The organism is Nostoc sp. LPT (genome assembly GCF_017115165.1).
GTDB lineage: Bacteria > Cyanobacteriota > Cyanobacteriia > Cyanobacteriales > Nostocaceae > Nostoc.
Map to the genome: position 1 here is coordinate 137,588 of NZ_JABXKF010000139.1, position 13,432 is coordinate 151,019.

General features: G+C 43.3%; 7 protein-coding genes and 1 tRNA gene. 5 read left to right on the plus strand and 3 right to left on the minus strand.

Translation table 11 applies throughout. The annotated features are described in order from the left end of the window. Window positions 1-102: 102 nt before the first annotated feature. Window positions 103-1,380, minus strand: a complete 1,278-nt coding sequence (gene ahcY, locus HWQ58_RS26430; protein WP_292869423.1) for an adenosylhomocysteinase — start codon at window positions 1,378-1,380, stop codon at window positions 103-105. A gap of 388 nt (window positions 1,381-1,768) precedes the next feature. Here ahcY and HWQ58_RS26435 point away from each other — a divergent pair, with 388 nt between their 5' ends. The 3 genes from HWQ58_RS26435 (at window position 1,769) to HWQ58_RS26445 (ending at window position 7,754) form a co-directional block, all read left to right on the plus strand. Beyond that, the gene (locus HWQ58_RS26435; RefSeq protein ID WP_292869426.1) at window positions 1,769-3,415 is read left to right on the plus strand and encodes a mechanosensitive ion channel family protein; all 1,647 of its coding nucleotides are present in this window, start codon (window positions 1,769-1,771) and stop codon (window positions 3,413-3,415) included. Between the two features lie 324 nt (window positions 3,416-3,739). Then, entirely contained in the window at window positions 3,740-7,087 is a 3,348-nt protein-coding gene (locus HWQ58_RS26440) for an efflux RND transporter permease subunit (RefSeq protein WP_292869429.1), read from the plus strand. Window positions 7,088-7,316: 229 nt separating this feature from the next. Then, entirely contained in the window at window positions 7,317-7,754 is a 438-nt protein-coding gene (locus HWQ58_RS26445; RefSeq protein WP_292869432.1) for a hypothetical protein, read from the plus strand. A 348-nt stretch (window positions 7,755-8,102) separates the two neighbouring features. On the opposite strand, the gene HWQ58_RS26450 is transcribed toward HWQ58_RS26445, so the two are convergent. Next, window positions 8,103-8,906, minus strand: coding sequence for a hypothetical protein (locus HWQ58_RS26450; protein ID WP_292869435.1), 804 nt, complete (start codon window positions 8,904-8,906; stop codon window positions 8,103-8,105). Between the two features lie 813 nt (window positions 8,907-9,719). Between HWQ58_RS26450 and HWQ58_RS26455 the strand changes: the two genes are divergently transcribed. Together HWQ58_RS26455 and HWQ58_RS26460 are read left to right on the plus strand one after the other, a co-directional pair. Beyond that, window positions 9,720-9,804 (plus strand) — tRNA-Ser (locus HWQ58_RS26455). A 341-nt stretch (window positions 9,805-10,145) separates the two neighbouring features. Continuing rightward, window positions 10,146-11,330, plus strand: a complete 1,185-nt coding sequence (locus HWQ58_RS26460) for a CapA family protein (protein ID WP_292869438.1) — start codon at window positions 10,146-10,148, stop codon at window positions 11,328-11,330. A gap of 209 nt (window positions 11,331-11,539) precedes the next feature. Here HWQ58_RS26460 and HWQ58_RS26465 read toward each other — a convergent pair whose 3' ends face one another. Next, window positions 11,540-13,162, minus strand: a complete 1,623-nt coding sequence (locus tag HWQ58_RS26465) for a serine/threonine protein kinase (RefSeq protein WP_292869441.1) — start codon at window positions 13,160-13,162, stop codon at window positions 11,540-11,542. Window positions 13,163-13,432 lie beyond the last annotated feature (270 nt).

The window sequence follows — 13,432 nt, forward strand, 5'->3', positions numbered from 1 at the left end:
CTACATCTATCCTACGGGTTCTGCTTGCAGTATGCGCGAAACACAAAAAAAGGATAAGCTAAAAAGCCTATCCCCTCAAAAAAAAATCAACTAATCAGTGTATCAAGTTCCACTTGTCCAAGAATTGATGTACTCAATTTGATCGGGTGTTAGGCTATCAATCGTGATACCAATAGCCTGCAATTTCAACCGAGCAATTTCTTGATCGACTTCAACCGGAATTGAGTGCAAACCAGGTTGCAACTTACCTTTATTCTTCACCAGGAATTCACAAGCCAAAGCTTGGTTCGCAAAACTCATATCCATTACTGCGCTGGGGTGTCCTTCAGCCGCAGCTAGGTTAATCAAGCGTCCTTGTCCAAGAACGACAACTGATTTACCATTTTTCAACTTGTACTCTTCAGTGAAAGGACGAACTTCTTTGATTTCCTTAGCTTGTGCAGCCAAGTATTTCAAATCAAGTTCCAAGTCAAAGTGACCAGAGTTACAAACGATCGCACCATCTTTCATGACATCGAAGTGTTCACCACGAACGACGTGCTTGTTACCAGTCACAGTGACAAAAATATCACCTTGGGGTGCAGCTTCAGCCATTGGCAGAACGCGGAAGCCATCCATTACGGCTTCAATTGCCTTGATGGGGTCGATTTCGGTGACGATGACGTTAGCACCCATCCCACGGGCGCGGAGGGCTGTACCTTTACCACACCAGCCATAACCGACGACGACAATGTTCTTTCCAGCCAACAAAACATTTGTGGCGCGGATAATGCCATCTAGGGTTGATTGCCCAGTACCATAGCGATTATCAAAGAAGTGCTTGGTATCAGCATCGTTAACGTTGACTGCGGGGAAGGTGAGAACGCCTTCTCTAAACATGGCACGTAACCGCACAATACCAGTGGTGGTTTCTTCGGTGCTACCAATCAAATCAGCAATTTGGTGTTGGCGTTCTTGTACCAAAGTTGCAACCACATCGCTACCGTCATCAACAATAATGTTGGGGCGATGATCTAAAGCTATTTGGACGTGGCGGCTATAAGTTGCGTTATCTTCGCCTTTTTGAGCAAAGACGGGAATTTCATGATCGAGGACGAGGCTAGCGGCTACGTCATCTTGTGTTGATAAGGGATTGCTAGCAATTAAAAGCGCATCTGCACCACCGGCTTTCAGAGCGATCGCCAAATGTGCTGTTTCTGTTGTAATGTGGGCACAAGCTACAAGGCGTAAACCAGCGAAGGGCTTTTCAATAGCAAAGCGATCGCGAATTTGCCGCAAAACTGGCATTTCGCGTCCAGCCCATTCAATGCGCTGTCTTCCCAAGGCAGCTAGGCCGAGGTCTTTAACCTCGTGCTTTAATCGGGGAGAAGTTGCGGTCATCAAAAGTTACCTCAAAAAATTAAGAAAGCTGCGTAAAGTTTACGCACTCTACTAGGTTATTCTACTACTGGCGATTTTTGCTTGTATGAAAGCAAATCACTAGTGAATAGTCTTCAGGACTAGCTTGACGTTTGATCGGCAGAATGTCAACTTCCTCCCCAGCTTCTTCCTTTTTGTTTTATCTTTGGTAAGAGTAAGATTCTAATCAGCCTTATCTGCTAATTTTCAATATTTTGTCATCTGTCCAAAGATAGAGGATAAAAAAATCTCAAAATTTCATCGTCTAAAGGGAAAACCCCAACTTTAGATAGGTACATTTACCCAAAATAATTGCGGAGGATAGTTATAGAAGTAGTCACTAGTAGATTTGATTTAAGGAGGTGTTTGAGTGCGTTTTCAATTTTTGGCGATCGCCAGTTCAATGGCCATATGCGTTGTATCTGTGCCAAAAGCCACAGCCCAGATTCCTTTTTTACCGCAACTGCAAGCTCCTAGCAGTGTGAGTAATGATTCAGATAACAGAGTTGTTTCGGGCTGGATTTATTTAGATGGTCGTCGGTTATTTCAAATAGCGGCAACAAGAACCAATTTTCCTGAGCGTTCAGAAGATATTCAAAAGAAGTTGCAGAAAATTGGCCAAAATTACTTTCAATCACCAGTAAAAACAGCAGTTAAGGTAGAAGTTCGCCAAGTAAACGAATTACCAGTAATTTATGTCAACGGTCAATATCTGATGACCGTTACTTCTGAAGATGCTGCACTGCGACAGGTAGATGTATCGACATCGGCAAATCAAGTCAAAGAATCGTTAGAAGAAGACTTACAACAAGCAAAGCAAGAAAGACAAACTCCATCTCTAATCGACCAAGGTAAAATTGCTGCTGGTACCGGAGTGGCAATGGTGATTATCAGTTTGGGGCTATATGGCTGGCAGCGGCGTTCCCAAGAGGATTTAGAACGCTCTATTGCCTCCCAACCGCAAAGGGAACTCTTCAACTACCCAAAACCAGCAGATCAAGCAATTACAACACAACTCAATCAACGGCAACAGCAACATCTCCAAGAAGCCAAGAGACGATTATTTCAGCTCGGTCAAGCCGGAATTTGGGGAGGTGGAAGCTTCTTTATATTGGGTCTATTTCCCTATACACGAGCTTTTCAGGTAGCAATTCTCATAGCCGCCCAATTTCCTTTGCGATTAGGTGTCGTATGTCTAGGTATCTATGTAACAATTCGTTTGACCTACGCCCTAATTGACCGCTTCGCCTCCACTCTGATTAGCAGTGGTGCCTTCCTCACCCCAGAAAGTTCTGAACGGCTGCAACTGCGAGTTTCCACATTTTCTGGTGTAACTAAAAGTATCACTACTGTTATCTGGGTAGGAGTAGGTTTCTTGATAGCGCTGATATCCTTGGGTATAGATATCGTTCCCTTGCTAGCGGGTGCGAGTTTAGTTGGTGTTGCGGTGTCTTTGGCGTCGCAAAACTTAATTAAAGATGCGATTAACGGTTTCTTAATCATTTTAGAAGACCAGTATGCTTTAGGCGATGTGATTAGTGTGGGAGACGTAGGAGGCTTAGTAGAAAATTTGAATCTGCGGATGACCCAACTGCGGGATTCTGAAGGACGCTTGATCACAATTCCCAATGGTGAAATTAAAGTTGTTGCCAATCTTTCTAGTCGTTGGTCGCGAGCCGATTTAACAATTCCCATCGCCTACCAAGCCGATACAGAAGAGGCTTTGAAGTTGATTGCAACTATTGCCGATAAGATGAATCAAGAAATGCAATGGCAGAGTCAAATTTTGGAACCGCCGCAAGTTTTGGGAATAGATCAATTTGGCGATCGCGGTTTGATTATTCGTGTCTGGATTAAAACACAGCCCCTCAAACAATGGGATGTCGCACGGGAATTTCGCCGCCGCCTGAAAGTTGCCCTAGACGAAGCTGGAATTTCCATCTCTGTGCCTCAACAAGCAATTTGGGTCAATGACGATCAGTTGTTAAATGTTCCGAGTAATGGCAAAGATAATTAGAAATTTAGATTCATTACCGCATTTTTCAGTTGATTAGACCCAACTGTGACTTCTCCTAGCAGGAGAGCAGGGGGGACTCGGGGCCCCCTCTGGGGATAGGGGGGAGAGGGGAGCAAGGGAGCAAGGGAGCAGAGGAGAAATTGCAGTAAGTTTTTCCCCTCTGCACCTCTGCACCTCTGCCTCTCTGCGCCTTTGCCCCTCTGCCTCTTGTACCCAATCGCCAATTTCCAATCTTGCGCGATCGCCGACACTAAACCTTAATAAATTCTTATATTAATAAAAAGCTACTATCTCACTAACAAGTATTGAACTTTTCCTTGATTTATGTTTGTCAATACCTTCATCAAACGTCCAGTCCTGACGACGGTCTGTACGTTCATCATTTTGTTGCTGGGAAGTATCTGTATTCCGATCCTGCCTATTTCTCAGCTACCAGACCTCGCTCCGGTGCAAATCACCGTTAGCTCCAACAATATTGGTGCGGATGCTCAAACAACAGAAAGCACTGTTACCAACATTATTGAGCGACAAATTAATGGTGTTAAAGATGTATCTTATATATCTTCTAACACGGGTAATGATGGTTCCAGTAATATAACTGTCTCCTTCCCAACTAACGTTAATAGCGATATTGCTCAAGTAAACGTTCAAAATAAACAATCACTTGCCGATCCTCAACTGCCAGATGTTGTTCAACGAACAGGTGTCACTGTTGAAACGGCATCGAGCAGTCTGCTTCTGGTTTATGGGTTTTACTCAGAAAATAATGAGTATGACAACATTTTTATCAGTAACTATGTTGACCTGTATATTTTCGATCAGATCAAACGGCTTCCTGGTGTAGGAAAAGCCACAATTTTTGGGGAGCGCAAATATGCCATGCGTCTTTGGCTCGATCCCAACAAGCTTGCCCAACATCAACTAACTCCTCAAGATGTGACAACTGCCCTGCAAGAACAAAATATTCAGGTGGGTGCAGGGGCGATTGGTAAGGAACCAGCACCAGATAATCAAAGCTTTGAATTTGCTTTACGGGCAACCAGTCGATTTAAAGATGCGGCTGAATTTGAAGACATGGTGCTGAAGGTGAGTCGAGGTGGCACTAATAGCACCACTAATAGCACCGACACCACTAATAGCACCACTAATAGCGCCACTAATAGTACCCTAGTTAAGGTCAGAGACATCGGTAGAGTTGAACTGGGAGCAGAGAACTATCTTGCTGATGCCAAATTCACCATCCCAGGAAATGCTCCCAAGGCAGCCGTGGGTTTGGGTATATATCAACTTCCGGGTAGTAATGCCCTGAACGTTGCTCATGCTGTTGAAAACCAGATCAAAATATTAGAGAAGAATTTTCCACCTGGACTAAAAGCACAGGTGGCATTTGATACCACTCCATTTGTAGAAATTTCTTTAGAAGAAGTTCTGCACACTCTAGTTGAGGCGATTGTCTTGGTGGTCTTGGTAATTTTTGTCTTTTTGCAAGACTGGCGTACCACGATTATTCCTACTGTTGCGATCCCCGTTTCCTTGATTGGGACGTGTGCGGCTTTGTTGGTTTTAGGATTTCAAATTAATACACTGACCTTATTTGGTTTCGTTCTCGCGATCGGGATCGTCGTCGATGATGCGATTATTGTAGTGGAGGCAGTTGCGGTCAAACTAGAGGAGGGCATGAGGCCCTTTGAGGCGGCTGTCGAAGCCATGAAGGAGTTAACTGGGGCAATCATTGCCACTTCACTTGTGCTCATGGCGGTATTCATTCCAGTTGCATTTATTCCGGGCACTACTGGGATTGTCTACAAACAATTTGCGTTAACGGTTGCTTGCTCGATTGGCATCTCGACCTTCAATGCCTTAACCTTCTCTCCGAGTATGGCAGCCATTCTCATGCGCCCAGCTCAGACTCCACGGGGCCCTTTAGGTTGGTTCTTTACGCAGTTTAATCGGGGATTTAGCTGGTTCACGCGCCGATATGTCGGGTTTGTTAGCTACCTTACCCATGTCAAGCCGATTGTAATTGGGGTTTTCATTACTGGTTTAGTCGCAACGGTTTTGATGTACAGAGCAGTGCCTACCGGATTTATTCCAGAGGAAGACCAAGGTTACTTCTTTGTCATTGTCCAAGGGCCAGACGGGGTTTCTTTGAAATACACTGAATCTGTTATGGATCGGGTTGTCAAGGAAGTCACATCGCTTCCCGAAGTTCAAGCTAGTTTTATGATCAGTGGGTTTGGTTTCGATGGTAATGCTTCTAATTTAGGCATTGCCTTTGCTAACCTGAAACCCTGGAAAGAAAGAACTGAAGAATCTCAATCTGTCTATGGAATACTTCAGAGACTGAACAAAAAGCTCTCTGCAATTACAGATGCTAGAGCGATCGCAGTGAATGCTCCTCCAGTGAGAGGATTAAGTACTACGGGTGGTTTTGAGTTTATCATTCAAGACAAAACTGGAAGTGCGCCGATTGAAACCCTAATTGAGAATGCTCAAAAATTGATTGGGGCGGCAAATAAAAATCCTGTTCTCCAAAGAGTCTTCACTCAGTTCACCGCAGACACTCCTCAATTTGATATTCAGGTAAACCGCAATCAAGCCAAAGCTCTCAACGTCGAACTCAACGATATCTTTGGAACGTTGCAAAGTTACTTGGGGTCGCAATATGTGAATGACTTTGTGCAGGGACAGCGACAGTATCGAGTGTATGTCCAAGCAGATGGGGTGTTCCGCTCTAATCCAGATGATATTAGCAAGCTGTATGTTCGCTCTGCAAATGGTGCAATGATTCCGTTGAGCAGTTTGGTGAAAATTACTCCCTTTGTGGGGCCGAAAACCATCTCCCATTACAACTTGTACAGGTCAATCAAAGTACAGGGCGCTCCTGCTCCCGGTGCTAGTTCTGGACAGGCAATTAAAGCGATGGAGCAAATTGCAGCAGAAGTCTTGCCTCAAGGATTTGGTTATGAGTGGACAGGGACTTATCTCCAAGAGAAGACATCTGGGGGAGCTACGGGCTTGATTTTTGCCTTAGCGATCGTGATTGTCTTTCTGGTGCTATCGGCTCAGTATGAAAGCTACGTTGACCCGATTATTATTTTGCTGACGGTTCCTCTAGCAGTCTTGGGAGCGATGACAGCCCTTTGGCTACGATCAAATATTTTCATGGTAGGTAGCCTCTTCCCCAAAGTGGTGGATGATATCTATTGCCAGGTAGGTCTGGTGACTTTGATTGGTCTAGCTGCAAAAAACGCAATTCTAGTCGTAGAATTTGCCAATCAGCTGCATGAGCAGGGCATGAGCTACACAAGGGCAGCAGTGAAAGCGGGGCAAGAACGTCTGCGACCGATCTTAATGACTTCCTTTGCAGCGCTGTTAGGATTTTTACCCTTGGTAATCTCTCAAGGGGCTGGAGCTAGCAGCCGTTGGTCTTTAGGAACAGCGCTCTTTGGGGGGCTGCTGCTTTCGACGTTCTTGAGTTTGTTCTTAGTGCCAATTCTTTACATCTTAGTCAAGACTCTGGCTCAGGCTATATTTTCTCGCAAGCGATTAGGAGGTTCAAAACCTCCAGATTCTCCAAATGGAACTTCGGGATCAAGACATGAGGCTCTACCTGCTGGCTCAAGTCAGCCAGAGACGCAACTTAGGTCTCAGCAGGATGGGATAACCTAATTGCCCTTAAGTCTCCTAGCAAAGTGCAGATAACCTGAGAATGCTTGCCAGTGTTAGGGGACTTCTCTTAGTCCCCGCATCTTTTTTTTAGCGATTTGAACTATGCAGGTTATAAAGCGTATCAGCTTATCCACAACATCCTCTAACTCTGATACCATTTTCTGTAATTTCCTGCTTGCTAAAAAAATTAGTCGAATAGAAATTAAGTACTTAGATAAGGAAGAGTGAAATGGGACTTAGCGACGGACTTTTGAACCCGACCAAAAAGACTATGGTCATAGAGGACTGTTGCAACATGATCGAAGGACAGCTTGCATCCAAGTCAGGGATGAGTGGTATCGCTTTGAAAACTGCCTTTGCTGCTTTGAAGGGGGTTAAACCAGGGTACATTCCCTATGTCGTTGAGCAGATATTACCGCAATGCTTTACCGCTCTCGATCCCATCTGGAGTCAAGGCCTAGAGAAAGGCGACCCAGTTGAATATCTAAGTGCAAATCGCTCTAATACAGCAGATGCACTACTGAGTGTTACTGATGCGAGAGTCAAGAACTCAAACCGCCAAATCGTACGAGGAACTTATGAAAAACTTCGCGGTTCAGCCAAAAAGCACGTAGAAGAAGCAGTGCCAGACTTAGCCAAAGTAATCGATAATTACACTAAGGTCTAAGCCAGAGAAGTAGAGACGCGATTAATCGCGTCTTTTAGATTAATCGATCGCGCAGTGTCTCTTCTGGAGAATCGCCTTTTTATATCAGTCGATCGATTAGTTCAATTGTCTCGTCTGGCAAGGTGATGTTAATCTGGCGATGCATAATTTTTCACTCAGTTTTGCCCATCAAATTTAATATAGACATCTAAAGCAATACAGTTCAGACCACCTCAAGAAAGTATCTAAAAATACTGCCTAACGCTTTTGCTCTCACTCATTTCTCTGGTTGTTCGACATGAAGTCAATGGAATCCACTGTCGAGCTATTTTCGTTTGCTTTAGTACTGGAGTTTAGATAAAACTTTAATTATTTTCTGTAACATCTGGTAGAACCACTTACACCAAATTGGTCAGAACTAACTTTAAGAAACCATTCACCAAAATTGTCATATACATTTACGTTTTCTTTACCCCCTTGAAATTTCCCTGCAATCCCTATTAAAAAACAAGCAGCATAATTAGAACCTAAATCAACGGTAGATTCACCTTTATCTAGTGGTTGCAGCAAAGTAGTTTCGTTCGTTAATTTAGTATAATTGTAGGCAGTTGGGATACAGTATGCACTGGCACTAACCCCACCCCCAATCTGTTTGGAATTTATTTTTAATATCCATTCTCTAGAATAAGGATCAAGAGTAACTTGTACCTTTTCGGCACCACCCCTAAATTTGCCTGAAATGCTACCTAAGAAACAAACACCATCCCCCTCATTAAAGCCATTTAGATTTATACTAGCTTCTGTTTCGTCGTCATTTTGGCTGAGATTGTAAGGACCAAAAACTGCTCCACTTGCACCTACTAAGTCAGTCCATTGAACACAATAAGCTTCCCCCCTGACACCACCACCAGATTGATCAGAATCCCCGTTGAGAAACCACTGACCGTTTTTTATGTTGATTTCAATCTTCTCTCTACCACCTTCAAATTTACCTTGAATAGTTTTTAGAAAACATACCCCTTTCCTAGCGTTTATCATAGGTTTAGGATTTCTATCAAAGTCTTGATTCCATTCAAACGACTCGCCTGCCATAGCTGAAGATGGCGAAAACACCCCAGAACTGATTAAGACCACGAAACCTAGCTGCTTTCCTAACTGTTTGATAAATTGCATTACTTAATCTCCATTAACAACAAGTGAACTGTACAGTTTCGCTATTGAGGATGTTGATTTTTCCAAACTACCTAAGACAGCCATAGTTTGAACCTCTGTAGTTTCAAAGGATTAATTGTGTTGCAGAGTGTATTATTGCTCTTACAACTTGATATTAGCAGTATACAAAAATTTTAGATAGTACTTAGACTGCATAAAATTTAGAACTTACGCACTGTACAAATTTATAATTTTGTGTGTTAACGAAAATACGTTGTTACAGGCTGCGATTAATCATCCTTTGATAAATACTGGAATTTATACTAAAAGCCATACGAGAGAACCGCAAATCAAATAGTGGTCAGAGTTTCTACTCCATCCATTCCGCCAAAACCATGAGGTATAGCCGTAGCCACATAGTTAGGACAATGTTGATTGCTAAAAGCCTTGATTTCACGCTTGTTTATACTCAGCACGGGCTAAACGCCCCGCTGACGCTAACAGCACTTTGCACTTTGCTATAAATCTCCTGACTGGAAGACCGGACAGTCGCGGGCTAGTAGAATTCGCTATTCAATCGTTAAAAAGCGTACTAGTACTTCACGTAAGACTGAGCAAAAACCTGCTTGATTTCTAATTTTTTTAATTTTTCTTTTTGCTTCTGCTCAACTCAGCTTCCCTGAGTCATTTTGTGCTTTTTAGTCTAAAGTCCAGTTAGTATCGTTACGCAAAAAAAGCGATAATGCTATAGTAGTATGGAAATCCAGCAAGATTTCCCTAAATTTATCGCATTTGAGTGTAGAATAAATACTCAAATGTCTGAATAATATAGTTGGAGAGGTGTCCGAGCGGTTCATGGTGACGCACTCGAAATGCGTTTTGGGGAAACTCAACGGGGGTTCGAATCCCCCCCTCTCCGTCCAAAAGATTACTGAAAATTTAGGCGTTGCTGAATCAAGGGATGATTCTTGTAGGGTGGGCGACACGAGAGCCCTGAAATACAAGGGACGGGCTTTTCGGCCCATCCCACAAAACTAGCAAAATCATCCCGCAAATATGCAACGCCAAAATTTACTACAATGTGGCTGAAATTTGCCTACCTTTAACAATAATCTTGAGCAACTTGTCTGTTTATTTGCAAGTGAAATAGGATTATCGCTTAATAATTACGTAGTCAAATATTTGCTAATAAGCACTAAAATATACATCACTAACACAGATTTTTGGGATAAACTAATGCCATCGTGTGAGGAGTGAACGATGGTAGATCGCAGCTTGAAGCAAGTATTCTCATTTAGTCTTATTAGCATTTGTTTATATCTGGGTATTAGTATAGGAGTCATTATCCGGCTTGGGCAATCACAGCGATTAAACGCTGCTACTACACCTACTGAGCCTGGGCAATTTCCATTAGCTATTCCTGAACTTACGCCATTAATAACAGAACAACAAACCTTTCCAGATACTATTACCATCAAAGCCGTTGGAGATATTATTCCCGGCACTAATTTCCCTAACTATAGATTACCCCGCTTTCAAGATCAATTATTACCAAAGTCAGTGAGAACTCACTTGCAAGGAGCTGATATCTTGTTTGGTAATTTTGAAAGTAGCCTAACTAATTATCCCTATACTGCCAAAGATATTAGCCGAGGACAAGTCTTTGCCTTTCGCTCTCCACCTGGATATGCTCGGTTTTTTGCTGAAGCTGGTTTTGATGTGTTCAATATGGCAAATAACCATGCAATGGACTTCGGCCCGATAGGGTTCAAAGATACAATGAAAAATCTTCAGACTGTGGGTATTGCAACATTAGGTCATAAAAATCAAATTCTTTATTTGGAAGCTAACAATATCCCCGTGGCAATGGTCGGGTTTTCTCCTTATGAAATGTATAATTCCATCCATAATTTAGGAGCAGCTAAAGCACTCGTGGCAGAAGCCAAAAATAAAGCCAATATTGTAGTAGTATCGATGCACGCTGGAGCGGAAGGAACGGGGGCACTACACGTTAAGAATCAAACAGAGTTTTTTTATGGAGAAAACCGAGGTAATGCGATCGCCTTTGCTCGAAACATGATTGATGCAGGAGCAGACTTAGTACTAGGACATGGACCTCACGTTCCCAGAGCGATGGAAATTTATAAGGGAAAAATCATTGCCTATTCTTTAGGAAACTTTTTGGGATATCGGACTTTATCTACAAATGCCCAAACAGGTGACTCAATGATTTTAGAAGTCAAACTCAACTCAGCAGGAGATTTGGTTTCAAGTAAAATTATTCCCGTTCGGATGGATCGGCAGGGAATTCCTCATATTGATCGGAGTTTTCAAACTGTGAGACTTATGCGTTATTTGAATAATCAAGCTTTTCCCAAGAATCCGGTAAAGATTAATAAGAAGGGGGAAGTTGTTATACAGACTAGTACAGCACGGCGTAAATAAACATACCATTTCAAATGGTGTAAAAGCCCGAAATACAATTATGCGTGACTTTTGACTTTTGACTTCCGCCTTGCGGTACTAGGCTCGATCCTTCCTAAAATAATTACTAATTCGGAATTCGGAATTCGTAATTAGTTAATAGGAGTCAGCGCTGTGCTGGACTCACCGCGCTGCTTCACCAAAATCCCAAATTGAAAATCTCAAATTGACTAGTTATTGTCATCCTGTGGCTTTTCCTCAAACTTTTGAATATTCTGGGATTGACTATTAGTCGGTGAATTTTGCTTTTCCAGTGTTGGTACTACCACAGCAGAAGGATCTGATTGTTTGGATTCTGTTGGTGGTGCTGGTGGTATAAGTACGGGTTTTGACGGACTTACGGGTTGAGGGGAGGCAGGATTTTGACTAGAAGCGGGTAAGTTATTTTGTGGAAATGGCAATGGTGCGGGGGAAGCATTTCGAGATGAGCGGATTGCCCGTAGTTTCTCCACTAAGGAGGGTGTGGGTGAAACGCTAGGCGAAGGTGTGGATTGTTCGGAATTACCGCGTTGCGATTCTCTTGTAGGGCTGCTGGTAGATTCTTCTTGGGAAGAACGACGATTGCGGCGACGCTGCTTGGAATTAGAGCCAGATCCTGTTTCCGTTCTTGAGGTAGTGTTAGTCTTTTCACCTGAAGGTGAAGATGTAGTATCAAAATTAGGTGCTTTCGCGCCTGATTCTTGAGTTGGCTTTTCAACAATTGGCTTTGCGGACGGCTGCTGAGATTTGGGTAATATACTCGCGATCCCAAAACCTGCTGTAGCAGCAACTAGGGCTACACCCATACCAATAAATATCTTAGACGATCCTAGCTTTTTAGCCAGTACGGTTTCCTTGGCGATGCCTGGGTTGGGTTGCGCCAACACAGATGGTCTATGAATAGAATTTTGGGCTGTTTTCCCAATTAAAGTTGCTGCTTGCTGGGCTGATAAATTGACAGTTGGCACTGCGTAAGTGGGTAAAACTTGCGATGTCCCATTCACCTCATTTCCAGGTAGCAATTGCAGCCATTCAGCAACTGTCGCTGGCCGAAAACGAGACTCTACCGCCATCCCACGCATTACTGCCTGGTTGACAACAGCACTCAAGTGTGGTTGCAGTTCGCGGGGGGAAGGCATTTGTTCGCGATCGCGCAATAATGCTGGCATAGGAACTTGGGCTGTCAACAGTGCATACAAAGTTGCTGCCAAACCATAAACATCCGTGGCGGGTGTACGCGCCGCTTGCGTCATATACTGCTCAATGGGAGAATAACCCTCAGAAACCAGACCTGTGTGAGTCTGTCTGACACCGCCATTAAATTCTCTGGCAATACCAAAATCAATCAGTACTACTTCCTGTGTTCCTTGGCGAAGAATGATATTATCTGGTTTGACATCGCGGTGTAACAAACCGTTGTTATGTACTACCTGCAACGCTGCTCCAATTTGCCGGATGTAATGAATTGCTGTGGCTTCAGGCAAAGTTATCCCTGGTAATACAAATGCGTCTCCCAAGGTTTCGCCAGGAATGTATTCCATCACCATATAAGGCAGTCCGGCTTCCACAAAAAAGTCACTAACTCGGACTATATTTGGGTGAATACACGTCGCTAATCGTCTGGCTTCATCTTGGAATTGGCGCTCGAATTTGGCAAAATCAGGATGTTGTCGCAGCCGTTCATTGATGGTTTTCATCACCACCTTCTGACCCAAGTAGTGATGTGTAGCTTTAAAGGTAATGCCAAAGCCACCCCGCCCTATTTCTTGAATTAAGGTATATTTTCCATCCTGCAAAATTGTGCCTGCTAACATAAAGAGTCCTGAGTCCTGAGTGAGCAGATAAGTACCGAGTCCTGAGTTTTAAGAGATTTCTCAAAAATTTTCCCATATTTTTATCAGGCAGGGTTCTTGCCTGTCTATTTTACGGGATGATTTAGTTGTTGAAATTCCTGAAGTGAGAAAGACCTCCCCACGATCGCAACAGTTTTATCTTTCTCAGATGATAGCGCGGGAGTGCGGCAAGCTTAAAGCGGAAGACGGGCTAAGGCTATTTTTTAGGTTTTATAGAAAAGTAGGCTAAAG